At 71.9% G+C, this 25,689-nt stretch carries 18 protein-coding genes and 1 tRNA gene; 10 read left to right on the top strand and 9 right to left on the bottom strand.

The genetic code is table 11. From position 1 onward, the window contains the following. Window positions 1-35: 35 nt before the first annotated feature. Complete coding sequence (locus POL72_RS34085) at window positions 36-1,229, bottom strand: glycosyltransferase family 4 protein (protein WP_272100960.1); 1,194 nt, start codon at window positions 1,227-1,229, stop codon at window positions 36-38. Window positions 1,230-1,243: 14 nt separating this feature from the next. Beyond that, on the bottom strand, window positions 1,244-2,323 hold the full coding sequence (locus POL72_RS34080; RefSeq protein ID WP_272100959.1) for a glycosyltransferase family 4 protein: 1,080 nt from the start codon (window positions 2,321-2,323) through the stop codon (window positions 1,244-1,246). A 271-nt stretch (window positions 2,324-2,594) separates the two neighbouring features. Between POL72_RS34080 and POL72_RS34075 the strand changes: the two genes are divergently transcribed. From POL72_RS34075 to POL72_RS34065, 3 genes are all read left to right on the top strand, one after another. Beyond that, window positions 2,595-3,491, top strand: a complete 897-nt coding sequence (locus tag POL72_RS34075; protein WP_272100958.1) for a hypothetical protein — start codon at window positions 2,595-2,597, stop codon at window positions 3,489-3,491. Window positions 3,492-3,570: 79 nt separating this feature from the next. Then, the gene (locus POL72_RS34070) at window positions 3,571-4,653 is read left to right on the top strand and encodes a nucleotidyltransferase domain-containing protein (protein WP_272100957.1); all 1,083 of its coding nucleotides are present in this window, start codon (window positions 3,571-3,573) and stop codon (window positions 4,651-4,653) included. Between the two features lie 8 nt (window positions 4,654-4,661). Next, window positions 4,662-5,369, top strand: coding sequence for an apurinic/apyrimidinic endonuclease family protein (locus tag POL72_RS34065; protein WP_272100956.1), 708 nt, complete (start codon window positions 4,662-4,664; stop codon window positions 5,367-5,369). 87 nt (window positions 5,370-5,456) lie between these two features. Here the strand turns inward: POL72_RS34065 and POL72_RS34060 are convergent, their stop codons facing one another. The 3 genes from POL72_RS34060 to POL72_RS34050 all read right to left on the bottom strand — a co-directional run bounded on the left by POL72_RS34060 (window position 5,457) and on the right by POL72_RS34050 (window position 9,423). Next, complete coding sequence (locus tag POL72_RS34060; RefSeq protein ID WP_272100955.1) at window positions 5,457-6,722, bottom strand: glycoside hydrolase family 113; 1,266 nt, start codon at window positions 6,720-6,722, stop codon at window positions 5,457-5,459. A gap of 52 nt (window positions 6,723-6,774) precedes the next feature. Continuing rightward, window positions 6,775-8,793, bottom strand: coding sequence for a serine/threonine protein kinase (locus POL72_RS34055; protein ID WP_272100954.1), 2,019 nt, complete (start codon window positions 8,791-8,793; stop codon window positions 6,775-6,777). 282 nt (window positions 8,794-9,075) lie between these two features. Beyond that, window positions 9,076-9,423: a transcriptional regulator gene (locus POL72_RS34050; RefSeq protein WP_272100953.1), complete on the bottom strand. Its 348-nt coding sequence runs from the start codon at window positions 9,421-9,423 to the stop codon at window positions 9,076-9,078. A 204-nt stretch (window positions 9,424-9,627) separates the two neighbouring features. Between POL72_RS34050 and fusA the strand changes: the two genes are divergently transcribed. Then, the gene (fusA, locus tag POL72_RS34045) at window positions 9,628-11,739 is read left to right on the top strand and encodes an elongation factor G (protein WP_272100952.1); all 2,112 of its coding nucleotides are present in this window, start codon (window positions 9,628-9,630) and stop codon (window positions 11,737-11,739) included. A gap of 192 nt (window positions 11,740-11,931) precedes the next feature. Here fusA and POL72_RS34040 read toward each other — a convergent pair whose 3' ends face one another. Further along, window positions 11,932-13,572, bottom strand: coding sequence for a L,D-transpeptidase (locus POL72_RS34040; protein WP_272100951.1), 1,641 nt, complete (start codon window positions 13,570-13,572; stop codon window positions 11,932-11,934). A gap of 221 nt (window positions 13,573-13,793) precedes the next feature. Between POL72_RS34040 and POL72_RS34035 the strand changes: the two genes are divergently transcribed. Further along, a tRNA-Arg gene (locus POL72_RS34035) sits at window positions 13,794-13,867 on the top strand. Window positions 13,868-14,447: 580 nt separating this feature from the next. On the opposite strand, the gene POL72_RS34030 is transcribed toward POL72_RS34035, so the two are convergent. Beyond that, window positions 14,448-15,482, bottom strand: a complete 1,035-nt coding sequence (locus tag POL72_RS34030; protein ID WP_272100950.1) for a GNAT family N-acetyltransferase — start codon at window positions 15,480-15,482, stop codon at window positions 14,448-14,450. Between the two features lie 91 nt (window positions 15,483-15,573). Here POL72_RS34030 and pdxR point away from each other — a divergent pair, with 91 nt between their 5' ends. The 3 genes from pdxR (at window position 15,574) to POL72_RS34015 (ending at window position 18,293) form a co-directional block, all read left to right on the top strand. Beyond that, window positions 15,574-17,031, top strand: a complete 1,458-nt coding sequence (gene pdxR / locus POL72_RS34025; protein ID WP_272100949.1) for a MocR-like pyridoxine biosynthesis transcription factor PdxR — start codon at window positions 15,574-15,576, stop codon at window positions 17,029-17,031. Between the two features lie 160 nt (window positions 17,032-17,191). Further along, entirely contained in the window at window positions 17,192-17,452 is a 261-nt protein-coding gene (locus POL72_RS34020) for a SemiSWEET transporter (protein WP_272100948.1), read from the top strand. Between the two features lie 178 nt (window positions 17,453-17,630). Next, window positions 17,631-18,293 (top strand): methyltransferase family protein, encoded by a 663-nt coding sequence (locus tag POL72_RS34015; RefSeq protein WP_272100947.1) that lies wholly within the window; start codon window positions 17,631-17,633, stop codon window positions 18,291-18,293. Window positions 18,294-18,391: 98 nt separating this feature from the next. Here the strand turns inward: POL72_RS34015 and POL72_RS34010 are convergent, their stop codons facing one another. Then, on the bottom strand, window positions 18,392-19,708 hold the full coding sequence (locus POL72_RS34010) for a serpin family protein (protein ID WP_272100946.1): 1,317 nt from the start codon (window positions 19,706-19,708) through the stop codon (window positions 18,392-18,394). Window positions 19,709-19,807: 99 nt separating this feature from the next. Between POL72_RS34010 and POL72_RS34005 the strand changes: the two genes are divergently transcribed. Beyond that, window positions 19,808-20,293: a gluconokinase gene (locus tag POL72_RS34005; RefSeq protein ID WP_272100945.1), complete on the top strand. Its 486-nt coding sequence runs from the start codon at window positions 19,808-19,810 to the stop codon at window positions 20,291-20,293. Window positions 20,294-20,371: 78 nt separating this feature from the next. On the opposite strand, the gene POL72_RS34000 is transcribed toward POL72_RS34005, so the two are convergent. Then, the gene (locus POL72_RS34000; RefSeq protein ID WP_272100944.1) at window positions 20,372-21,793 is read right to left on the bottom strand and encodes a hypothetical protein; all 1,422 of its coding nucleotides are present in this window, start codon (window positions 21,791-21,793) and stop codon (window positions 20,372-20,374) included. Between the two features lie 847 nt (window positions 21,794-22,640). Between POL72_RS34000 and POL72_RS33995 the strand changes: the two genes are divergently transcribed. Then, entirely contained in the window at window positions 22,641-25,241 is a 2,601-nt protein-coding gene (locus POL72_RS33995) for a GAF domain-containing protein (RefSeq protein WP_272100943.1), read from the top strand. Window positions 25,242-25,689: the final 448 nt, after the last annotated feature.

Genomic DNA, 25,689 nt, shown 5'->3' with positions numbered 1-25,689 from the left:
GTGTCCGTCGCGCGGATCGGGCAGCTGACAGCGCCTCAGCCCGGCCCGCGACCGCTCTGTTCGCTGAGGACCTCTTTCAGGAGCGCGTGATAGCGCTCCCCCACGACGTCCCATGACAGAGCCCCCACGCTGCCCCGCAGGGCCTCCGGCTCCCATGCCGTGTCCATCGCTCGCGTCAACGCGGCCCCGAGCGCCCCGGGATCGCCGGGAGGGACGAGGAGGCCATTGCCCCCGTGCCCTTCGCGGACGAGCTCCGGCACTCCGCCGACACGGGTTCCGACGACGGGGCGGCCCGAGGCGAGCGCCTCCAGGACGACGTTCGGGCAGCCCTCGCGGCGGCTCGGCAGGCAGAACACGTCGCACGCGGCCATGTAGTCCGGGATCTCGACGGGCAGCGCCCAGCCGAACAGCCGCACGCGATCGCCCAGGCCGAGCGCGCTCACCTTCGCGCGCAGCGGCTCGAGCAGCTCGCCACCGCCCACCATCATCAGGTGAATGTCGCGGCGGCCCGCCCGGTCGAGGTGCGCCATCGCGTCCACGAGGACGTCCACGCCCTTCTCGGGCACGTGATAACCGGCGTACAGCACCACCTTCGCGTCCGCCGGGACGCCGAAGCGCCGCCGCGGCTCGGCCCGATCCCGGATCGCGAACCGCGCGCCATCGACCGCGTTGTGCTGCACCACGACGCGCTCCCGCGGCACCCCGAGCTCGACCAGGCGCTCTCCGAGCGCCCCGCTCACCGCGACCACCCGGGCGCAGCGCTGGAGCGCCGGCGCGATCTGGGCCCGCAGCGCGGCGTTCCTCGGCTGCTCGTTGATGTCGCTGCCGAGCACCGTCGTGACGACAGGCACCCCCGCCTCCCGCGCGAACGCCTCCGCGGCGACGGTGTCGGGATAGGCCCACGCGGCCAGGATCGCGTCGTACGGGAACTCGCGCCGCAGCCCCGCCATCGTGCGCCGGAGCGATGCGCGGAGCGCCTGCGCGTGCAGGCTCGGCAGCCCCGGGATCGACCAGTACGTGGGGAACAGCGCGTCGATGCCGGTGTGCGCCTCGCGCGTGCCGCCGAAGAGCTCCCGTGACGCCCCGCGCGCGCGCGTCCACCAGGGGATCGGGGCCACGAGCCGGAGCTCGCAGCGGCGCGCGAGCGCCCTGTACGTGTGATAGCTGTACGGCGCCATCGTCGGCAGCCGCGTGGAAGGGTAATGATGGGTGAAGACCAGTACCTTCATCGCGCGCTCGCCTGTCACGTGAGGCGGAAATAGAGTTGCTCGTATTTGCGCGTCATCTTCTCGAACGAGAAGTCGTCGCGCACCCGGACGTGCCCCGCCTCGCCGAGCCGCCGCCCCAGCGCGGGATCGCTCGCGAGCCGCTCGATCGCGTCCGCGAGGGCGTCGTGCCCGTCCACGGGGACGATCAGGCCGTGCTCCTCGTGCCGCACCACCTCCGGGACCCCGCCGACCGGCGTCACCACGACAGGGAGGCCGCGCGCCATGGCCTCGAGGACGGCGAGCGGCAGCCCCTCGTCGCGCGAGGGCAGCGTGAAGAAATCGGCGGCGACGAGCAGATCGGGCACGTCCTTGCGGAAGCCGAGGAAGCGCGCCTCGGCGCCGTGGACCCCGAGCTCCCTCGCGAGCCCGTGGATGCGATCGCGCTCGTCGCCGTCGCCGACGACGAGCACCGTGACCGCGACGCCCCGCTCCCGGAGCCGCGCGAGCGCCCGGAGCAGCACGTCGTGCGCCTTCACCGGATGGAACGCGGCGGGCATGATGCCGACGAACACGTCCGGGCCAAGGCCGAGCTCGGCGCGCACCTCGTCGCGCGTCCGCTTGGCCGGGGTGATGTCGATCCCGTTGTGAATGACAGAGATGTTGCTGGCCACGCCGACCGCGCCGCTCTTGTTTGCCGTGTCCTGCGAACAGCCGACGACAGCGTCCGTTTCACGCCACTCGAAGCGCGACGGAACGCGGATGATCCCGCGGGTCTGGGCGTGATCGGTGAAGACGAGCCGCGCGCGCGTAAGGAGCTTGCCGATCGTGGCGTAGTGGAGCGCAGTGGGGTTGTGCGCGTGGACGACGTGCGGCCGGGAGCGCCCGAAGGAGAGGGCCGCGTGCGCGAGCCGCTTGGGGAGACGCCCGCCCAGCACCGTGGTCGGCAGCGTCCGCTGCCGCGCCAGCTCCGCCAGCGGACCGCCGCGCAGCGCGAGGATGGAGGCGTCGTGGCCGTGGCGCCGCTGCGCCTCGGCGAGGCGCAGCACGAAATGCTCCATGCCTCCGCCGTTCAGGCTGCTCACGACATGGACGATCCGCAGCGTCGAATTCCCCATGAAGGCTTGCTACCCGAATCGGGTCTCCTGTTGAAGCGCAAACCGCACCCACCATCACCCCACGCGCTGCCAAACGCCCACCCGGCACGCCGGCGGTCTTGGCGTCTGGCGCGCGTCCACGTTCGTCGACGCGCGTCCACGTTCGTCCACGCTCGCCGACGCACGCCAACGTTCATCGACGCGCGCCCAAGGTCGCTGGATCAGCGTACCACCTCGCCTCGCCGTCACCTCACCTTTTGATTTGCCGAGCGGAAGCGGCTACTAGACGGGCATGAACCCTGAGCTTCGGCGCGCCCTTGACGAAGGCATGCGCCGCGTGCCCGGCATGGACGCCGCGACGAGGCTGCTCGCCGTGCGGCTCGAGACGGTCAGAGCGCTCCTTGCGCGCCGGCTCGCCGAGAACCCGCTCCCCGTGCCCGACGCCGTGACCCCGAGCGAGATCCCATCGGTCGCCGAGCTCGGCCCGGGGGACAGGGTGCTCGCGGAGCTCGATCAGGACGGCTTCGCCTTCGCGGTCCACCCGGCCGACGTGGCCTTCTTCAACCGGCGCAGCGAGAAGATGCCGCGCCTGCGCTACCGGCTGCACGTCGTGCTGCGCAACGGCTACGTCTGCGTCCGCAAGCGCTTCATCGGCCAGCCGCAGAACGCGCCGCTCCAGGCCCACCTCTTCGCCCTGCTGGGTCTCTTCTTCTACAACGAAGCAGCCTCGCTCTTCCGCCTTCGCGACCTCCCCAACGTCCCGAGGATTCGCGATCTCAGCCTCGCCACGCGCACCCTTTACCTCGACTACGTGCGCGGACGGACGCTGCAACATCAGGTCGCCGAGCGCGGGGAGAAGGTGCTCGACATCGACCTCGCGCCGCTCGGCCAGCTGTTCGATCCAGACCGCGATCGGCGAGAGATCGAGGCGTTCGCGAGCCGCGGAGGAGAGGCCTACCGCGGCCGGATCGAGGAGATCGTCCGGGCGATGAACGCTCGCGGCGTCGCGCCGCTCGACGTCAAGCTCGGGAACGTGCTCGTCGGCGAGAAGACGGGCGCCCTGTACTGGGTCGATTTCGAGCGGGCCGCGCTCGAGGGCACCCCCCGCTACCGCGACCGCCTCGAGGAGCACCATGACCTCGTGAACCGGTGGTTCGGGCTCGCGCTCCCCGGCGACGGCGGGGCGTGAGGCGCGCAACGCGGTGCGCCGCGGCGCGCTCTGATGCGATGCGCTCAATGAACGGCTCCCGCGATCGAGGGTGCGATCGATGACGAACGATGAAGGCGCGGCGCCGCGGAGCGCCATCGAGCGGATCGGCGAGAAGACGGGCCGATCGTGGCCGAGCATCGAGGCGGCCGCGCGGCTCTCGGCGGAGACCCGGGCGCGGCTCGCGGCGCTGCTCCGCGAGCAGATCCCGTGCGACACGAGCGTGGTCGTCTTCGGCTCGCTGGCGCGGGGCGAGTACACCACCGGCAGCGATCTCGACTGGACGCTGCTCATCGACGGTCAGGCCGACGAGGGGCATTTCAGCCAGGCCCAGGCCATCACGAGGATCCTGAAGGAAGCGAAGTTCCATGAGCCGGGCCCGACGGGCGTGTTCGGCAACGTGGCCTTCAGCCACCCGATCCTCCACCAGATCGGCGGGCAGGAGGACACGAACAAGAACACGACCCAGCGCATCCTGCTGCTCCTCGAGTCGCTCGCGATCGGCCAGCCGGACGCCCACGAGCGGGTGCTCAGGCTCGTGCTCTCACGGTACGTGGAAGACGACCGCGGGCTGCGCTACGGCAGCAAGCGCGAGATCCTCCCGATGTTCCTCCTGAACGACATCGTCCGGTACTGGCGCACGGTCGCCGTCGATTTCGTCTACAAGCAGCGGGAGCGCAGCTCGGGCTGGGCGCTCCGCAACGCGAAGCTCAGGATGTCGCGGAAGCTCATCTTCGTGAGCGGGCTCCTCACCTGCTTCGGCTTCGAGCTGTTCTGCAAGGATCGGACGACGTTGACCGACGACGGCGAGCGGCTCTCGACGCCGGCGCTCGTGCGCTTCCTGCGAGAGCGCATCCGGGTGACGCCCCTGGAGAGCCTGGCCGAGGTGCTGCTCCGGCCCTCGATCTCCGCGGAGACGGCGCGCACGCTGTTCGACAGCTACGACGCTTTCCTCGCGCTCCTCTCGAACGAAGAGGAGCGCGGCCGGCTGAAGCAGCTGCCGCTGGACGATCAGCTGGGCAGCGACCCGACCTTCAAGCGGGTGCGGGACATCGGGCGTGAGTTCCAGGGCGGACTCGACCGGCTCTTCTTCAAGGAAGACGAGGAGCTCCGCAAGCTCCTCCAGACCTATGGGGTGTTCTGATGCGACCCGTGGGCTACTCGACAGGGGCGCTCGCCCTCAGCGACGTCGAGCGGGCGCTCTCGATGCTCGAAGGGAGCTCGGCGACCGCCGTGGAGCTCTCCGCGCTGCGGATCTCGGAGCTCAAGCCGCTGCTCCGGCTCCTCGGCTCGCTCGACCTGTCGCGGTACGACTACGTCTCGTTCCACGCTCCGAGCCGCTTCGACGCGGCGGAGGAGCGCGCCGTCGCCGACGCCATGGCGGAGGTGGCCGCGCTGGGATGGCTCATCGTCCTCCACCCCGACACCGTCCATGATCTCGGCACCTTCCGGCAGCTCGGCGGCTTCCTCGCGCTCGAGAACATGGATAAGCGAAAGCGGACGGGCCGCACCGTGGAGGAGCTCGGGCCCTTCTTCGACGCGCTGCCGGACGCGTCGTTCTGCTTCGATATCGGCCATGCGCACCAGGTCGATCGCACGATGACCGAGGCCCATTTCCTCGTACGGGAGCACAGGACACGCCTGAAGCAGCTCCACGTGAGCGAGGTGAACGCGGGGAGCCGCCACGACGCCCTGAGCCAGGGCGCGGCGCACGCGTTCCAGCGGATCGCCGCCCACGTCCCTGACGACGCGGCGCTGATCCTGGAGACCCCGGCGTCGCCCGCGGAGCTCGAGCGACAGATGGCCATCGCGCAGGCGGCGCTGTCGAGCCTGAAGGGCCTGGAAAGCGCGCACGCCTGAGGCTGCGCGCGGCGCAGCCTCGACGGGAGCCGCAGCGCCCGGGTCCGGCCGCCTCCCGGGCAGGCCCGGGAGCTCCGGATTGCCCAGCTACGGGAACAGGCTCCCGGGCTCGTCGGGATCGAGCTCCCATCCGAAGAGCCCCGGGGTGCGCGCGCGGTGCCTGCCGAGCGCGTCGCCCGGCAGCCGGGGGCCGTCGGCGGCCCAGCGGGCGGCGAAGGCGTCGCGCAGCACGAGCTCCGCGAGCTTGCCCCTCGGCGAGAAGCCCCACTCGGCCTCTTGCGAGACGTCGTCCGGATCGGCGTAGAGCCGCCAGACGAAGAACCCGGCGCACGTGCGTGCGTCGAGGAACGGCGCGATCACCGCGGCGTAGGCCTCGGCCTGCGAGCGCTGATCGACCACCACGTCCTTCATGCGATCGGGCCACTCCCACGGGCGCACGGCGGGATCGCGCCGCGTGGTGTAGCCGATCTCCGTCAGCAGGATCGGCTTGCCCCACGCGCGCGCCACGGCGTCCACCCCGGCCGCCACCTTGCGCCCCCCGCGCAAGAGCTCCTCGAACGACGCGCCCTCCCGCTCCGCCAGCGGGTAGAACGCGTTGATGCCGATGAGGTCGAGCGCGTCGAAGATCAGCGTGTGCTCGACGTCGTCCCAGTTCGCCGAGTAGGTGAGCAGCCCCGGGTACACGCGGCGCACCGCCTCGATGATCGGCAGGAAGCTCGCCGCCCGCGGCGTCGTCACCCAGCTCCGCAGCTCGACGCCCACGCTGAGCATCTCCGCGCCTCCCTCGCGCGCGACCGCGGCCCACGTGAGCAGGAACCGGCGGTACGACTCGGCCCAGCGCGCCCAGCCGGCGTCGTCCCCGGGATCGATCAGGGCCCGCCACTCGCCGCTCTCGACCCAGAGGTGCGGGACGAGCAGCACCTTGAGCCCGCGCGCGTGCGCCTGCGCGATCGCCGCGAGCACGTTGCGCCGGTTCTCCTCGAACGGCGCCTCGAAGACGAGATCGACGCCCGTGCCCTTGCCGTCCCCCACGCGGCCGAACGGCGTCAGGCTGACCCAGGTCGCGCCCATGGCCACCGCCTCATCCATCGCCCGCCCGCTCGCCGCGGTGCCGTAGCCGCGGCCCGGGTGCCGCAGGTTCTCGATCGGCCCGATCGTCACGCCGCGCACGCCGCCCCAGCCCGACACGGCCCACCCCTCCGCGCCGTACGGCAGGTGCTCCGGCGCGACCCGCGGCGCCTGCTGCGCGACCCGCGGCGCGGCGCTCGCAGGGCGCACAGGCGCACCGACCGCCGCCGACACGGCGAGCGCGGCGCACGCCGCGCGGGCGAGCGCGCAACCTCCTCGACTCATCCCTGGCACGGGCCGCCTTATACCAGGCAGGCAGACCGCCGGGCCGCGGACGTCACCCGCCGTCGCCCGCCTGGGGTCGCTGCGCGCCGTCGCCCTCCGCGGGCTGCTGCGGCTCGCGCACGCCCTCGGCGGGCTGCGCCGGCTCACGCGCGCCCTCCTCGGGCCGCGGCGGCTCGCGCCGGGACGCGTCGCGCTCTTGCCGCGCGCGGGTGGTCGCATCGCGCCACGCCCGCTCGCGCTCGAGCTTCTCGCGCCGCCGGCGCCGCTCGCGCTCGACCTCGTCGTAGATGACCTCGGGGCGCCGCGCGTCGAGCCGGGCCCCCCGCGCTTGCGCCACCCGCGGCGCCTCGCTGTCGGGGCCCGCGGCGCTCGCGGGAATCAGCTCGGCCTCGGGGGGCTCGGCCGCCGGGAGCTCGGGCGAGGGCTCGGGCGCCGCAGGGACGGCCGCGCTCGGCCGCCCTGCCACCACCGACGAGCGCGCCTCCTGGACCGCGCGCTTCGCCAGCCCCTTCGCCGCGGGAAGCGCGCTCCCACCCCCGTCGAGCGTGCGCATCTGCACGAGCCACACGCCGCCGATGCCCGCGAGCATCCCGAACAGCGCGAACGCGATCGCGAGCCGCCGGGGCCACGGCGACGGCCCCCGGCGCACCACCGTGAGCCGCTCCGCATCGGTCTCGGCCTGCGCGCGCGCCGTGAGCCCCGGCGTGACGCGAGGCGCCGCACCATCGCTGACGCGGTGCACGACCTTGCGGCCGAGCGGAACCGGCGTGTCCTCGGCAGTCGGCCGCTGCACTGGCCCGCTCGCCTGGGGATCGGAGCGGCGCTCCGGCGGTTTCACCGTCAGGACCGGCGGGGGCGGAGTGCGGCTCGCCCGGAGCTGATCGCCGCCGTCCCACGCCGCTCCCGCGTGCGACACCAGCGTGACGTCGGACAGACGGGGGCCTCCGGGAGCTTCCCACTTGGCCGTCGTCTCGAGGTCGCTCAAGAGATCGTCGGGCGACATCCTCGGCAGGTCCGCCAGCGTGTCGGCCTCCCACTCGTCCTCCACCGGCGCCGGGGCAGGCGTCGCCATGCGGACGGTCTCGTCCGCCCGGAGCGCCTCCCACACGCGCTCGGCCGCGTCCTCCGCGCCCTCGCCCCCGAAGCGCGCGAGCGCGAACGCGAGCTTCGCGACGTCCGGGGGGCGCGCCTCGGGGTCCTTGGCGAGGCAGCGCAGCAGGAGCGCCCGCAGCTCCGGGGGCTCGACGCCCGCCGGAAAGGGCGCGGGCGGCTCGGTCAGGACCTTGGTGCAGATCTCGAGCTCGGTCGGCGCATCGAACGGGCTCGCCCCGCAGAGCAGCGCGTAGGCGACCGCGCCGATCGACCAGATGTCGGCGCGCTCGTCGATGCCGCCCGCCGAGCGCATCTGCTCCGGCGCCATGAAGAGCAGCGATGTCCGCATGGCGCCCGAGGCGGCGTTCGGCCCCTCGCTCTCGACGCCGCACGCGACGGCCGACACCCCGAAGTCGAGGACCTTCACGCTCGGGGCGCCGTCGCCGAAGCTGAGAAAGAGGTTCTCGGGCTTGATGTCCCGGTGGAGGATCCCGAGGCCGTGCGCCTCGGCGACCGCCTCGCAGATCTGCAGGAGGTACTTCACCGCCTCCCTGACCCGGATCGGCCCGCGGCGCCGCAGGTAGCTCGTGACGTCGGAGCCCTCCAGGTACTCGCTGACCACGAACGGCGCGCCACCTTCGACCCCGACGTCGAGGATCCGCGCGACGTACCTGCCCTTGAGCGCGCGCGCGGCGCGGGCGCCGCGGAGCAGCCGATCGACGGCGTGCCTGTTCTCGACGAGCCTCGGATCGACGCGCTTGAGCGCGACGCGCTGGCCCGACAGGCGATCGGTGGCGAGCTGGACGACGCCCACGCCGCCGGCGCCGATCCGGGTCTCCACCGCGTACCTGCCGGCGACGATCTCCTGCCACCTCGGGCCGCCCTCGGCCGCCCGAGGCGCACGTTCAGCGTCGGTCCACGCGTCGGTCCGCTCCCGCGCAGCCGCGCGATCCTCTCCTCTGGGCTTCAGCGACGTCAACGCACTGCCTCGGTGTGTGTCCGCGAGCTCCGCGGACAGAGTAAAAGCCTGTCCCCTGAATAGCAGACTCAGAGTGCTGCTATCGCGTCCATGACGTGTCGTCTAGTGACACCCGCGCACGAAAATGTCCGTTCTTCACGCATTTTGGAGCAGCTGGCTGGCCGGCCAGCTGGCCGGCCGGCCGGCCTGCAGCCCTCTCCATGAGCGGCATCAGCGGCACCTGTCATGCGCCATCGAGCCATCGACACCGCCCCCATGCGTTTCATGTGCCACCCACGCAGCTCACGGCGGGAGCCCCAATGCGAGCGCGACCAGATAATCGACGCCGCTCAGGATCAGGACGAGCGCTACGGCGGACGCCGCGCCGAGCCCGAGCGCCTTCAGCGCGCGGAAGCGCGCTGTTCCGCGTGTTCCACGCGCCCCCGGCCGCCCGTGCTGGACGCCGCGCGTGACCCAGCACCACCCGAGCATGGACAGCGGGCCGAACGCATAGAGGGCCGCGCCCCAGGTCGCTCCGTTCCAGCAAGCTTCCCGCTGCTCGGGCGTGAGCCGCCGTCGGTCCCAGCGCTGCAGCACGAACGGCAGCGCGATACCGAGGACCATCTGGAGTGCGAGGCGGAGAGTGCTCATTTCGTGCGCCGAGCTCCCGGGCGAGCGCTCCACTCAGGCAGCGCCGGACAAGCGCAAATCACCGGAGCACGCCGCAGCGCGTCGCGGCAGAGCTCGGGTGAGCGACGCGCTGCCCGGCTTCGCTGACCTCCTGCCTCGAGGAAAGCGCCGCAAAAATCGCGTGCCGGCCTTCTCGATCTCGACGGGGATTGGTACGAACGAGGGATGACAACGACTGAGGCAGGGGACATCAGGAACGTTGCAATCATCGGACACAAGGGGGCTGGGAAGACATCGCTTGCCGAGGCCATGCTGTACGTCGCCAAGGCGACGGCCAAGCTCGGCAAGGTGGACGACAAGTCGAGTGTCCTCGACGAGACCGCCGAGGAAAAAGAGCACGTTTGCTCGTTCGAGGCGAGCGTCGCGCACCTCTCCTGGGCGGGGAAGAAGGTCAACCTCGTCGACACGCCGGGCGAGGGGAGCTTCCTCGCCGAGACGCGGCTCGCCCTCGCGGCGGTCGACGCGGCCATCCTCGTCGTGAGCGGCAAGGACGGCGTGCAGCCGATCACCGAGCGCGTCTTCGGCTGGGTGAGGGACGCAAAGCTGCCGTGCATGATCGTCGTGACGAAGGTCGACGCCGAGAACGCCCGCCCCGACGAGGTGCTCGCCGAGGTCCGCGCGCGCCTCAAGGCGCCGCTCGCGGTGATGGAGGAGCGCGTCGGCGAGGGGCTCCAGCACCGGGGGGTCGTCGCGATCCGGACGAAGAAGGCCTGGCTCGACAAGCCCGAGGCGCCCGCCGCGGCCGCGGGCTCTCCCGTGCCGGCCGACGCCGCGGGCGCCGTCGAGAAGGCCCGGGGGAAGCTCGTCGACGACGTCGCCGGCAGCGACGACGAGCTCACCGAGCGGTACCTGACCGAGGGAGATCTCACGCAGGAGGAGCTCGACCAAGGGCTCCGCGCCGCGGTCCGCCGGGGGACGCTGATCCCGGTCTATTTCGCCTCCGGGGTCCGCCCGAGCGGCGTCGCCGCGCTGCTCGACGGCATCGTCGAGCTCGTGCCGCCGCCGACCGAGCACCCGGCCTGGAGCGGCGTCGTCCCGAGCGGCAAGCCCGGCGCCGCGCCGCAGGCCGCGGAGCGGCCGTCGTCGGCGGAGGCCCCGGCGGCGGCGTTCGTCTTCAAGACCTCGATCGATCCGCACGCCGGCCGCACCTCGTTCGTGCGCGTGCTCTCCGGCGTGCTCCGGCCCGACGCCACGATGCTCAACGCGAGCACGGGCGGCTCGGAGCGGCTCGGCAAGATCCACAGCGTGGTCGGCAAGGACCACAAGCAGGTGGACGAGGCGCGCGCCGGGGACATCGTGGCGCTGCACAAGCTGAAGGCCACGCTGAGCGGGCACACGCTCTCGGACGAGAAGCACGCGTTCCTGCTCTCCGCGCCGGAGCTGCCGCCGGCCCTCTTCTCGCGCGGCGTGCGGTTCGATGCCAAGGGCGGCGAGGACAAGGTCGGCAACGCGCTCTACCGGCTGACCGAGGAGGACCCGGGGCTCAGCGTGCACCAGGACGCGTCGACCCGCGAGCTCGTCGTCTCGGGCCTCGGCGCCCTGCACCTGGAGATCACGGTGGAGCGCATCCGCCGGCGCGTCGGGGTCGACTGTCGGCTCGGCCCGCCGCACATCGCCTACAAGGAGACGATCTCGAAGAAGGCCACGAACATCGAGGGCAAGCACAAGAAGCAGACCGGCGGACATGGCCAGTTCGGCGTCTGCTACATCGACATGGAGCCTTTGCCGCGTGGCGGCGGCTTCGTCTTCGAGGACGCGGTCGTGGGCGGCGTCGTGCCGCGGCAGTTCATCCCCTCGGTCGAGAAGGGCATCGTCAAGTCGATGTCGAAGGGCGTCCTGGCCGGCTACCCGATGATCGACGTCAAGGTGCGGCTCTTCGACGGCAAGTACCACGACGTCGACTCCTCGGACGCGGCGTTCCAGATGGCGGGCAGCAAGGCCTTCAAGGCGGCCGCCGCGCAGTGCGCGCCGGTGCTGCTCGAGCCCATCGTGCGGCTCTCGGTGACGGTGCCGAGCGTCGCGATGGGCGACATCATCGGCGACATCAACAGCCGCCGCGGGAGGATCATCGGCACGGACTCGGTCGAGAGCCAGACGATCGTGAACGCGTTCGTCCCGCTCGCCGAGGTGCTCGAGTACGAGTCGAAGCTGAAGAGCATGACCCAGGGCAAAGGCACGTTCACGATGAACGTCGAGCACCTGGAGGTCTGCCCGCCGATGGTGCAGGACAAGGTGATCAAGGAGAGCGGCTTCAAGGCCGAGGCCGACGAGGACTGACCCCCGCCGCCTCCTCCGCGCAGGCGTGAACGAAGCTTCGCCCTGCGTTCTCCTACGTCCGAACGTTTACGTAGTCGTAGTCGTGGTCGTGGTCGTGGTCGTCAACGATAGGCCGTAGACGACCACGACCACGACCACGACCACGACCACGTAAACGTTCACGTTCACGTTCACGTTGGCGGGTGAGCCAGCCTACGGATGGATGTGGACGATGGTCCCTTCCCCCGTGGCCTTCCCCGCGCTGACCCCGTGCCACCCGTCGGGCACGGGGGGATCGGTCCAGAGGAACACCCGGCGCGCGTCGATCGGCGACAGGTTGATGCACCCGTGGCTGCGCGGCTTGCCGTAGTCGTCGTGCCACGGCGCCGCGTGGATCGCGTAGCCGGCCTCGAAGTACTGCACCCACGGCACGTCGCGGAGCTCGAACTTGTTGTCGACCTCGTGCGCGTCCATGGTCGTCGTGACGTGTTTGTCGCGGATCCGGAACGTCCCCCGCACGGTCGAGAAGGTCTTCTTGGGGTCGCCGAGCCCGTCGCGGCCCGTCGCCGCCGCGGTGGCGTACACGGGCTTCTTGCCCTCGTAGAGGATGAGCGTCTGGCTCAGGATCGAGATGTCGATCCACTTCACCGTCCCCTGCGCGAACGACGGCAGCTCCGAGGGCTTGACCGCGATGGCGACGTCGGAGTCGCGCACCCACGTCCCGTCCTTCGCCTCGACGAGGCGGGCGCCGCCGACCTTCTTCGAGCGCCCCGTGAGCTGCACGGCGGTGTGCCAGGGCAGCTCGCCCGCCTTCTCCATCTCGCCGCCGGAGATGTCGTAGCGCTTCGCGTCCTGCCGGTGCACGAACGCGAGCGGCAGCTCCCACCCCTTGGTCATGTCGACGCCGTGGAACGTGGAGCCGCGGGCGGGCTTGAGCTTCGAGGTGGGCACGAGCCGCGCGTCGGTGGTCATGGCGAAGCGCCGCCCGCCGTCGCCCATGAAGGTGTCGATGAGGGCGAGCCCTGCCTTGCGCGCGATCCGGTTGGTGATGATCGCGTAGCCCGGCACCTTGAACGACGAGATGTTCGGGAGCTGCCGCCCGCCCTTGAAGAACCACGGGATCTCGTCGCCGCCGTTGCCGCCGTTGCCGCCGAAGAGCTCGCTGTCGCCGAGCTCGGGCGGCTCTGCGGGCGGGTCGGCGGCCGCGTTGCCCGCCGCGTCGAGCGGCACGTCGTTGGCGCCGACCTTGATCTCGTCCCACTTCTTCTTGAGCTTCTTGTAGCTGCGGAGGTGCCGCTCCAGGCTCATTTCGTACTGGAGCTGCTCCTTCGTCGACGGCATCCGGTAGTAGTTCGGCGCGATGGCCCGGACGAAGGCGTACGGGTACGGCATCGGCTTGGACAGGTCGGGCCGCCGCGTGAGCGCCCGGAGGATCGGGTGCTGCATGTCGATCGTGGCGTCGCCGTCCGCGCACATGTACCCGGCGGGCAGCACGCGGTAGTAGCCGCCCTGGCAGTCGTCGAACGCGGCGGGCTTCTCCCCGCGGGGCGCCGTCCCGCCCGCGCGGAGGTAGCCGAGCTTGGCCGAGCGCCGGTCCGCCTTCTCGTAGATGGGCGCGACCATCTGCACGGCGCCGATGCGGAGCCCGTCCGGGCGCGGCAGGGTGGCGGGGTCGTTCTCGGCGGCCTTCTGGGCCGCGCCCGCGGAGAGGCTGATGATGCCCTCGGGCGTGGCGTTCTCCCCGCCGCTGCAGGCCGGCAGGACCGGCAGGGCGAGGGCGGCGACCGCCAGGGCGAGCGGGAGGGGTCCGCGCGCCGGGGCCGGGCTCGCAGAGCTTCGCTGTCGGGCATCCATGCCCCGGGAATGCCGGACAGACGGGCCAGTGGCCAAATTTTGGCGGATGGCGCGAGGCTCTCGCCGCCGGCCGGGCGGGCGGCGCCGCCCGGCTGGCGCGGGCCCTCGGCGAGCGGTGGGCGACGACGGCGGGAAGCAACGCGCGCGAAGGTGCAGGAATGGGGTTGCGCGAGAGCCAGGTCTTGGGTAGGTTCGGGGCCCCTCGCGAAACCCGCGAGAGTGCGCCACTAGCTCAGCTGGATAGAGCGTCGGCCTCCGGAGCCGAAGGCCAGTGGTTCGAATCCACTGTGGCGCGCTGGGTTCTCAGCCTTTCCGCAACTTTCGCGGCTGTGCCGGCCATATCTCGCGCGGGCGTCCACACGAGCGCAATGGCGGGAGGTGCGTGCTCCGGTCCTCTGCTCTTCGGACCGCCGGTCAGGGGGCTCTCCGGCGAGGACGACGGTGGCTGGCCACTCCTCGGCAATCGCGACGAGGCGAGCGAGTCCACGGCGTGGCCGCACGCCCCCAATCAAGATACGCAGCTCATCAAGGTAGCGCGGATCGTCGCTCGTGCAGGCGAGAGGGCCAGTCCCGACGCTGTCTCCCCTTGCGCCCACGATCGAACGGTATCCCCTGCTCGTATCTAGTTCACCTTCGTAACCGTCGAGAATCGAGGCGCTTCGAGCCTCGTCGCCCCAGAAGTTGAGCCGTGCTCAGCGGCGGATCAGGCATTCATCTGGGATCTCTTGGGGACACCCTTCTTCGGTGGTCAACGCCATCTCGATCGGTGCGAACTAGCCTTCCGCTGGCGAAAACGGGGTCGGAGGTGCCGTGTGTCTCGCGGGCCGCCGCGGTGCAGCGGCGCGGCCGCGCCGCGTTGACGCCTGGCCGCCGCTTCACGCACGGATGAGCTGCATCTCCGTCGACGTGAACGGCCGCGGCGGCAGCTCCGCGCGGTCGCGGAACCCGAACCTCGCGTAGAACGTGTGCGCGTCCTGGGTGCCCAGGTGGACATGGCTCACGCCTCGGACCGCCGGGTGCCCGAGCAGCAGACGCACCACCGCCTCGCCCACGCCGCGGCCGCGCAGCGAGGGCGCGACCATCACGTCGTACACCCACGCGCGCCTGCTCCCGTCGCTGATCGCCCGCGCCGTCGCCACGAGCCGGCCCGCCGCGTCGCGCGCGCCCACCCACGCCGACGAGCCGAGCTGCGCCCGGCCGATCGCCTCGCGCGGCACGCCCTGGTTCCAGTAGCCGCCCTCCAGCAGATCGACCGCCTCCGCCACGTCGCGCGGGCCGAGCGCGCACGAGAGCACGCAGCCCGCCGGCGCCTGCAGGAACGCGGGCACCGGCGTGTCCGGGCAAGCGGCGCGGAGCAGCTCGATCGCCGCGGGATCGCCCGGCGCACCCCGCTCCCAGAGCTTCGTGAGGATCCGCGCCCGCTCCTCGGGCGTCCGGTTCTGCGAGAGCTTCGCCTTGCCGTCGAGCCGCGACAGCGGGACCGCGAGCACGAGGATGCCGGCGATCGCCTTGCGGTAGAGCGGGCTCGACGCGTCGAGCGGCGTGTACCCGCCCTCGGGCTGGTACTTCTGCATCAGCGCCTCCAGCACCTCGGCCTTGTGGTCCGGATCGTCCACGCGCTCGATCATCCCGTGGGCCTGCGCGCTCCGGTAGAGCGTCGTCGCCGGGCACGCCCGCTCCGGATCGGTGAAGTAGCTCGGGATCGACGCGACGACCTGCTCGCACGACACCACCGCGGGCCGGCCGACGGCCTCGGTCTTCTCGCCCACGGGCGCGCCGTGGAACGCGATCGCGCCCCGGAGCACGACGCCGTGCACCGTCCTCAAGACCGGCTCGCCCTCCGCCGTCGTCGACGCCAGGTGGACCACCTCCGCGAGCCCGAGGAACGCCTCGGCCTCCGCCCTCTCCATGCGAAAAATCTCCCTGCGCATGGACCCAGGTTGCCGCGCACCTGGTACTCCCGAAAGATCCGGTTCGACGTTTTCTGCTAGACCAGCTGGCATGCCCTGGGAGCTCGCCCTCGCCGTCGATCCCACCGCGCCACAGCCGATCTTCCTGCAGATCGCGCGCGCCCTCGCCGACGACATCCGCCGCGGCCGGCTCCGCGCCGGCGCCGAGCTGCCGGGCAGCCGCGCGCTCGCGCGGTCCCTGTCGGTCCATCGCAACACCGTCCTCGCCGCGTACCGCGAGCTCGCCGCCGAGGGCTGGATCGAGGCCAGCGCCGCGCGCGGCACCTTCGTCTCGGCGGAGCTGCCGGCGCCGTCGCCCCGCCGCTTCGCCCGGCGCGCCGCCGCGCGGGCAGAGGTGCCGGCGCGGCTCGGCTTCGACCTCGGCGCGACCTCGCTCCGGCGCGTGCACATCCCCCCGCCCGGCACGCTCCGCATGACCGGCGGCCTCCCCGACATGCGCCTCGTCCCGACCGCGGCGCTCGCGCGCGCCTACCGCCGCGCGCTGCACGCCGGGTCGAATCGGCTGCTCGACTACGCCGATCCGCGCGGCGACGAGCGCCTCCGCGCCGCCCTCGCCGCGATGCTCTCGGCGGTGCGCGGCCTCGCCGCCGGGCCGGAGTCGGTCCTCGTCACGCGCGGCAGCCAGATGGCGCTCGACCTCGTCTCGCGCGCCCTGATCGCGCCGGGCGACGCGGTCGCCGTCGAGTCCTACGGCTACCGCCCGGCGTGGGAGGCGCTCCGCCTCGCCGGCGCGCGGCTCCTCCCGGTGCCGGTCGACGCCGCGGGCCTCTCCGTCGACGCGCTCTCGGAGCTCGCCGAGCGAGAGCGCCTGCGCGCCGTCTACGTCACACCGCACCACCAGTACCCCACGACCGCGGTGCTCGCGCCCGGCAGGCGCATCGCGCTCCTCGAGCTCTGCCGGGCCCGCCGGATCGCGATCCTCGAGGACGACTACGATCACGAGTTCCACTACGACGGCCGCCCGGTGCTGCCGCTCGCCAGCGCGGACACGGCCGGCGTCGTCGTCTACATCGGCACCTTGTCGAAGATCCTCGCCCCCGGGCTCCGGATCGGCTTCGTGGTCGCCCCGGAGCCGCTGATCGAGCGGCTCTCCCTCCACCGCACCTTCGTCGACCGGCAAGGCGATCACGCCGTGGAGCGCGCCGTCGCCGAGCTCCTCGAGGACGGCGAGGTGCAGCGCCACGCGCAGCGCGCGCGCCGCGCCTACCGGGCGCGGCGCGATCTGCTCGTCGCGTCGCTGCGCGCACGGCTCCCCGACGCGCTCGACTTCGCCGTGCCAGCAGGCGGCATGGCCCTGTGGGCCAAGGTGGACGCCGCGATCGACACGGACGCCTGGGCCGAGCGCGCGCTCGCGCGGAAGGTGGCGTTCTCGGCGGGGCGGCGGTTCGCGTTCGACGGCAAGAAGCGCCCCTACCTGCGGCTCGGGTTCGCGGCGCTGGACGAGCGAGAGATCAGCGATGCGGTGGAGAGGATGGTCGAGGCGCTGTGAGCGCCCAGGCGGGCGGACCGGCTGAGCGCCGCGGCCTTCCCGAGGGTCGACGCCGCGCGTGGAAGCGTGGAAGCGTCGACAAAACATCCTTATCTCCCTGTCTCTCCGGGTACGCCTTCCCTATGCATCACGGGCGAACCGAAGGGACACGACAGGATAGATGAAGCCAGAAGCAGTGACCGCTCTCGGGCTCGTCGCGGCGACCCTCACCACGGTCTCCTTTCTTCCTCAGGTGCTGCGCACCGTGCGCACACGCGACACACGGTCGATCTCCGTCGGCATGTACGCGGCGTTCGTCACCGGCGTAGGCCTGTGGCTCATTTACGGCCTGCTCATGCAGGACGTGCCCATCGTCGTCGCGAACGCGATCACCTTCGTGCTCTCGGGCATCGTGTTCCTCCTCAAGCTCCGATACGGCTGAACTCTCCTCTTCTCTCGCAGGCGCTGTCTTCGACAGACCGCGATCGTCCCGCGGCCCCACCCTCATCGAAGCGCGCTGCGCCCGCGGTGGATGGATGATGGATCCGACGCGGCAATAGCCCTGCTGGCTTGACCTCGCTCGCGCCCCCTCTCACGATGCGAAGTAGGGGGGAATACAAATGAATGGCGCGGTGCTCTACGATCTCGCGATGCGGCTGCCGCTCGCCGTCCTCATGCTTTATAACGCCCTGTTCGTCGGGCGCGATATCCATGCTCACCTGTTTCTCTGGAGCGGGCCCAGGGGGCTCACGTACGGGACGACGGTGGCATCGCTCGTGGCCACCGAGGCCTACCTGCTGCTCGTCGCGGCGTTCACGCTCGTTCGCCTCCGCCCTGTACGCAAGCTGAGCGGCGTCGTACCTCGCATCACCGCGCTCGCCGCCGGCCTGCTGCCGGCGAGCATCGCATGGCTGCCCAAGGCCCCGCCGATGCCCGGTCGTCAAGCGGCGGGCACGCTGCTCATCATCGCTGGAATGGCGCTCGCCGTGGTCAGCATCGGGTGGCTGGGCAAGTCGTTCAGCGTCATGCCCGAGGCGCGACGCCTCATCACCGGCGGCCCCTACCGGCTCGTGCGCCACCCGGTCTATCTGGCCACCTTGATCCAGGGGACGGGTATCATCTTGATCTATCCGTCCATGGCCGCGATCCTGATCTACACGGTCGAGATGATCCTGCAGATCATCCGCATGGGATACGAGGAGCGCGTGCTGCGCGACACCTTCCCGGAATACGACGACTACGCGCGCCGGACGTCCGCGCGGCTCGTCCCCCGCCTCTACTGAGAGGGCCCGCGCGGCGCGCACCGCGGCAGGCACGCGCCGCCATGGGACAGGACGCCACGCCTGTCGCAGGACGCCTCGCTCTTCCGGGCCCGGCGCTCCTACCTGGACGGGTCGGCCACGCGGCCGACGAACAGGATCGCGCTCGTCGCGCGATCCCGGATGACGAAGAGGAACGGGCGGTCGAAGCGGATGGTGGCAGGCTCGGGCGCCGACGTCTCGCCGATGACCACCGCCGTCGCCGCCGCCGCCTCGGTGCCCGCCTCGTTCACGGAGACGAACGCTTTGTGGAGCACATCGGTGATGAACAGGCCGCCCTGGCCGTCGATCCCCGAAAAATCCGCGCCATCGGAGAAGGCGGCGGGCATCCCCAGATCCTCGAGCGGCGGGGCGAGATCCAGGGTCGAGACGATCTTGAACCTCGGCAGCGTCATCGTGACGCTCCGCGATCCGAGGGAGGCGAGGACGCCATCCAGCCGCGCCTGGTCGAGCCCCGCCTCGAAGGTCGCGAGCTCCGGCGGGAGCACGAGCACCATCGACAGCTCGCCGCCGTCGTAGGGCAGCTCCAGCGCCTCGTAGCCGTCGCCCTCGCCATAACGGACCTGCGCATGGTTGGCCATCATCGGCACGGACACCGTGGAGCCGTCCGCCAGCGTGAAGCTCCCCGGGGTCGTCTCCTCCTCCTCGAACGGAAACTGCCACGCAGCGTTGAAGTAGATGGCGTTCGTCAGCACGAGCCGGGTCGAGGGCCCGAGGGCGCCTTCGGGCAGGATGTCCTCGATGCGGTCCTCGGTGCGCTCGGCCACCCAGCCATTGATGATCCCCCGCGCCTCGTCGGGCGCCTGGACGAAGTCGACGACATGCAGCCCGGCCCCGTAGCTCTCCGCCAGCACGTCGAGGAACGACGGCACGAACGCGGAGCCGACCTGCCCCCAGATCGCGTTGGCCACGTGGAGCCGGAACCCCTTGCCGTCCTGCCCGTCGGCGCCCTCTCCGCGGCGCGCGAGCGCCAGATCGAGCGCGTTGAACGCCGGGTGGAGCCGCGCTTGCGGCAGCGTGAAGCGCAGCGCGCGCGCCATCTGCTCCGCCGTTTCCCCGCGCGCGCCAGCGTACGCCATCGCCAGCGCGCTCGACACGCTGTACGGCGAACAGAAGAGGTTGCCCGGCGCGGCGCCGATCCGGCGGTAGAGCTCGAGCGCGAACGCCGTGTTGCCGAGGGCGAGCTCCCTGGCGTCGGCCTCCGATACCCGAGGTGCGCGGGCCCGCTGCCTGTCCGAGGCGACGACGCAGCCCGCGGTGCCCGGATCGGCGCACCCGGACGGCGAGGGCTGCGGCTCCCGCTCTGCGCCGGCAGAGGAACAACCGGCGCAGAGGAGGGAAAATGGCAACAGGACCACAGGGATCGGAGAACTACGCATGCGCCCGGCGCAGCAGGGGGCGTGCCGAACCGCCCATGATAGGATGGATCCCGCCATGCGGAGAGCGCGAGAGACAGCCCTCGGAGAGGCGCGGCGCCCGTGATCGTGCTCGTGATGGGCGTGAGCGGCGCCGGAAAGACGACGGTCGGGGCGCGCCTTGCGCGCGAGCTCGGATGGGAGCTCGTCGACGCGGACGACTTCCACCCCGCCGCCAACATCGAGAAGATGCGCTCCGGCAAGCCGCTGGACGATCGGGACCGCGCGCCGTGGATCGCAGCGCTCACCGCGCGCATCCGCCAGCTCCTCGACGAGGGGCGCGGCGCCGTGATCGCCTGCTCGGCGCTCAAGGCGGCGTACCGCGCGCAGCTGCTCGTCGACCCCGCGCGGATGCGCCTCGTGCACCTGACCGGCGATCCCGCGCTGATCGCCGCGCGCCTCTCGGCGCGCAAGGATCACTTCATGCCCGCCGGCCTCCTCGCGACGCAGCTCGCGGCGCTGGAGCCGCCCGAGGACGCGATCCGCGTCGACATCAGCGGCACCCCCGAGGAGATCGTCGCCGCCATCCGCCGCGCGCTCGGCGTGTGAGCCGGACCGCGCCGCGCCCTCCGCCGAAGCCAGGCTCTTTCCAGGCGATCTCTCGGGAGAACCGAACGCCCGCGCGCCTCAGCCCGGGTCCGGCAGGCGGGTCAGGAAGAGCGCGCCCTGGTCGCTGGAGAGGCGTTCGCCCCCGAGCGCCATCGTGCCATGGAAGGACCCGGCCAGCATCGGGCTCTCCCACGGGTCCATCTCCAGCCCGGAGACGTGGACGTCCGCGCCGATGCGCCGGGTCCACTGCTCCTCTCCGCTGGAGCTGAGCCCGGCCGCCCACGCGCTGCACGACGCCGGCTCGCCCGCCGACCCGCACAGCGCGTCGCCCGCCAGCACCACGCGCTCGCCGCTCGCGGTGACGCGGCGGGGGCTCCGCGCGTCGAAGCGCTTCACCCAGATCACGCGGCCGTCCGGGCCGATCTTGGCGACGAACGGCCGCGGGCCGCCCGGCAGATCGGGCTCGCCGAAGACGCCGCTGCCGGAGAGCAACGCGGCGCCTTCTGGATCCACGGCGAGGTCGTACGCCTCCTCGAGCTGGTCCGGCGAGCCACGGAACCGCTTGTGCCACACGAGCTCTCCGTTCCGGTCCAGCTTGGTCACGAACGTCGCCGTGCCTCGCCCGTCCTGGCTCGCGAGGATCGCGTTCCCGTCGCGGTCGACCTTGATGCCGATCTCGTCGCTGTCGGAGCCGCTCGGCGGCAAGCTGACCCACGCGAAGCGACCCGAGGCGTCGAGCCGGACGACGAAGGCGCCGATCGCTCGCCGCTCGATCCGCGCGCCGGCGACCTTCGCGGCTCCCTCCAGCCTGCCGAGCACGAGCGCGCCGCCGCGGCCATCGGCGGCGAGCGCCGTGCCGCTCAGGATCGCGCCCTCCTCCGCGGAGATCTGCGCCGCCCAGCTCGCCGCGCCGCGCGGGCCGAGCTTCGCGAGGAACAGGTCCGCGCCCGAGGGCGACGCCGCCGTGAGCCGGTGCGCGCCGAAGCGGACCGTGCCGGCGAAATCGCCGAGCACGAGCGTCTGGCCCCCGCTGCTCGCGGCCACGTCGATGGCGCTCTGCGCCGTGCCGTCGCCGAATTGCTCGCTCCAGAGGGGAGCGCCGCACGCGTCGAGCTCGGCCACGAAGGCGTCCGTCGCGCCCGCGCTCCGCAGCCGGGTGCTGCCGAAGGTCAGCTCCCCTTCGAAGGAGCCCGCGAGCAGCGCGCGGCCGGCGCCGTCGATCGTGAAGCCGCGCAGGGTCGCGCCCTTGCCAGGATACTGCCGGCTGAACGATCTCTGCCGACACGCCCGCTCGGCCCGCTCGCCGTCGTCGAGCCCGGCCGCACTGGCCGACCGCCCGCCGGGTGCGACCGCGGCACCCAGACACACGCCCCCGGGGCCGACTGCCCCCATCTCGCACATCCTGGGAGGCGGGCCGTGCTCCGCGTTCGCCCGCATTGCACCACCGCTGTCGCCTCCCGGCTCGCCCTCCGCGACAGCGTCCGCAGCCTCCGAGGACATACACCCGGCTCCACAGCAGATGACGCCGCAGAGGGCGCTCAGTGCTCTCAAGACAGACCACATACTGCATCTCCTCTCCCGCCTCGACGCGGGCACACTGGAAACATTGCAGGATGCGGACCATGGCCCGCGCCTTTCAAGCTTCTCGCGAAGTTGAAAAATCCAAACTTTTCTCGCTGAATGCGGGCTCATCCGGGGCAGGACGCGCTCGTGCAGAGCCGCTTCATGTCCTCTCCACACCGTCGCTCCCCGGAGAGCTGGCCACTCGACCCCGGCCGCGCGAACGTTCGATTCACGCACTGGCCCGCTCGCGTCGACAGAGGTGGATAGAGCGCCTCTCGCCATGGACATCGCATGTTCCGAATCCAGATCATCGACGCACGCGATCTGGCCGAGTCGCTCGCCGCTGCCGTCGAGGCGCGGGCGACTGGCATCTTGAACGCCGCCCGGCCCCGGCGAGGCGCAGGCGATGGGGCGGGCTGCTCGCGCGCGAAGCCCCGACGCCGGGGCGGGCGTCGAAGCCGCGAGCCGCGGGCGGGGCGCTCGCGCGGACCTGAGGCCGCCCTCCTCCGGGCTCCGCGGGTGGCTAGCCGCGCGCGCAGAACGAGAAGACGGGAGCCTACCACCGTAGCGCACCCGCGCCCACTTAGGGTAGGATGCTGCCACCCGACTCCGGCGGACGTATCCCCGCTGGAGGAGCCCGCAGCCACGGGCGACGGCCCCTCCATGACCCCCTACCCATCTACGATCACGACGGAGCTCCCTGCGAGCGAAGGCGCGACTGCGCGGCCCCCCGCGCCAGCCCCGCCCTCGCCGCCGGCGCCCCGTGATCGCCTCGGAGATGGCGATGAAGTTGCTCTGCAAGCCCGCTGACGAGCGCACGCCGCGTGCGCAGGTGCTGAAGGTCGACATCGACGCCTACGCCGCCCTCCCTGACGCGGAGCGGCGCGCGGTCCACCTGCGCCTCGGGCGCATGGCCGAGGCGCGATCGCAGCGCGAGCGCTCGGACGAGGCGCTCTTCGAGGCCGCGCACCACCTGAACCTCGGCGCGCCCTTGATCGTAGAGCCGCGCGAGCGGGCGGCGCTCGCCGCGATGAACCTCGCCGCGGGCCGCAAGGCGAGGGAGCGGGGCGCGACCCCGGCGGCCGCCGATCTCTTCGAGGCCGGGATCGCGGCGCTGCCGGACGGGAGCTTCAAGCGAGACCACGAGATTGCCTTCTCGCTGCATGCGGAGGCGGCCGAGTGCGCGCACCTCGGCGGTCGGCTCGATCGCGCGGAGTCGCTGCTCGACGTGCTCGCCGCGGAGGCGCGCTCCGATCTCGAGCGGGCCAGGGCGTACGAGCTGCGCATCGCCGTGTACACCACCCAGGGCCGGCTGGATGAGGCGGTGGCGCTCGGAAAGACGGCCCTCGCGATGCTCGGCGTCCCCCTCCCCGAGGACGGGCCGGGGCGCAAGGCGGCCGCGGACGCAGAGCTCGCGGCCGCGCGCGTCGCGCTCGGCACGCGCCGGCTCAAGGATCTGCTCGACGAGCCGGAGGCGTCGGACGCCCGGACCCGCGCGGCGCTCCGGCTCCTCATGGCCCTCATGCTCCCCGCCGCGACGGTGAACCCGCCGCTCTGCACGTTCATCGCGGCCAGGCAGGTCAACCTGTCGTTGGAGCGCGGCCACGGCGGAGCTTCCTCGTACGGCTACATGGCCTACGCCTGGGTCGCGGCGCGGGTGCTCCGCCGTTACGACGAGGCGTACGAGCTCGGGCAGCTCGCGATCGAGATGAACGAGAGGTCCGGACAGCCCGAGCTCTCCTGCCGGCTGCGCGTCGTGCTCGGGGCCCACATCAGCGTCTTCACCGATCACCTCCTTTCGAGCCTCGATCTCTTCCAGGCCGCCCTCGAGGCGGGGCACAGGACGGGCGATCTCACCTACCTGTCCCAGGCGTGCGTCCACACCGCGCTCGTTCGATTCGGGCTCGGCGACGAGTGCGAGGCGGTGCGGGCCGAGGTCGACGGGTTTCTCTCGGTCGTGCGGCGCGCGCGGGAGGAGCTCGCCATCCTCGCGCTGGCCGGGGTGCGCCGCGCGCTCGACGACCTGATGGACGCGACGCGCGCCGGCACGTCACGCCCGCCCAGCCACGGCGATCTCGACGACGCAGGGGATGAAGCGAAGCTCTCGGCGCCAGCATACGGCGCCGCCGCGCGCGTCCACTACGCGCTGCGGCAGCAGATCTGCTTCCTGAACGAGGACCACGAGGGGGCGCTGCGGATGGGCTCGCTGGCCGAGGCGAAAATGCAGGGCGGCGTCGACGATCACCTCGCGACCGAGGTGTTCTTCTACACCTGCCTGACGCTGCTCTCGCCCACGCTGGCGCGCGGCCGGCAGCTGAGCACCGTCTCGGTGGCGAGCTACCGGGATCGGTTCTCGGAGTGGGCCGAGCGGTGCCCGGACAACTACCGTCACAAACACCTCCTCCTCCGCGCGGAGTCCGCGCGCGCCGCCGGCGAGGAGCTCGCGGCGATGAAGCTCTACGATCAAGCGATCGAGTCGGCGAAGGTGAACGGCTTCGTCCGGGACGAGGCGCTCGCCAGCGAGCTCTGCGCGAAGTTCCACCTGGCGAGCGGCAGGGAGAGGATCGCCCACGTCTACATGGCCGACGCCCACGAGGGCTATCTGCGGTGGGGCGCGGCGGCCAAAGCGCGACAGCTGTCGCGAAAATACCCGCACCTCGTCGCGCGCGCCGCGCTCCTCGGGCAGCAGAGCCGTCCGCCGGAGTCCGCGCTCCCGGCGAGCACGGAGCGCCCCACGCCGCTCGACGCGTTCGCCCTCCTCCGCGTCTCGCGCGCGATCTGCGGAGAGCTCGTCCCGGAGCGCCTCTTCGAGCGGCTCCTCCGGGCCCTGAGCGAGAGCGCGGGGGCGCAGCGCGCCGTGCTGCTCCTGGCGCGCGACGGCGCGCTGACCGTCGAGGCCGAGCTCGACGGCGACCGCGGAGGGGTCCGCGTCGGACCTCCGACGCCGCTCGAGGCCGCCGATCTCGCCGCCAGCGTCGTCCAGCACGTCGCCCTGACACAGCAGCCGGTCGCCCTCGCCAGCGCGGCCATGGACGAGCGGTTCGCGGACGACCCTTACCTGCTCGAGGGCGGCCTTCGATCGATCCTGTGCCTCGCCATGACGCATCAGGGCCGCCTCACGGGCGTGCTCTACGCGGAGAACGGCGCGAACGCTGGCGCGTTCCGCGCCGGCCAGGTCGAGCTCTGCGGCCTCCTCGCGTCGCAGGCGGCGGTAGCCGTGCACAACGCGCTGCGCTATCGCGACGCTCAGAGCACCTCGCGCGAGCTCCGTCGCTGCAACGAGGCCCTCGTCGAAGAGGTCGCTCGCCTCACCGAGGAGCTCCGCGCCTGCAACCGCGACGCTAGCCCCACGAGCGAGCTGCGGCGCTGCCACGAGGCGCGCTAGCCCCCCGCAAGCATGTCTTTATCCGGGCTCGTCCTGCCCGACAGGATTCCCCGCCAGGAACTCGCCCAGCAAGGATTCCCCGCCAGGAAGGGAAGGACTTCGGCGCGGCTTTGAGGAGGCGCTGTGGGCGAAGCTCACATCGCGGATCGGACATCTCCTCTGGAAAATCCATGACGTCGGCACCAGAGGGGCCGCAAAACATGCATAGCGTGCACGCGTCCGCGCCAGTGCTCCGTCCGAGATGCGTGCGAGCGCGAAGCGGAGCGCAGTCGTGCGAACAAGGCACGCTGCAGCGCGAAAGGCACGCAGCAGCGCGGTAGAGCGCGCGGCAGCAGCGCAGACGCCGCCCAGCACATAGCCTCTCGAGGCCGGCGCGACGGGCACATGTTCTGAAATCAAAATGCTCGGGACACCACGGGACGGAGGGAAGACACAAAGCATCTTCCGT

Origin of the sequence: Sorangium aterium (assembly GCF_028368935.1) — a bacterium.
Lineage (GTDB): Bacteria > Myxococcota_A > Polyangia > Polyangiales > Polyangiaceae > Sorangium > Sorangium atrum.
This window is presented reverse-complemented; position numbering and strand designations above follow the sequence as displayed.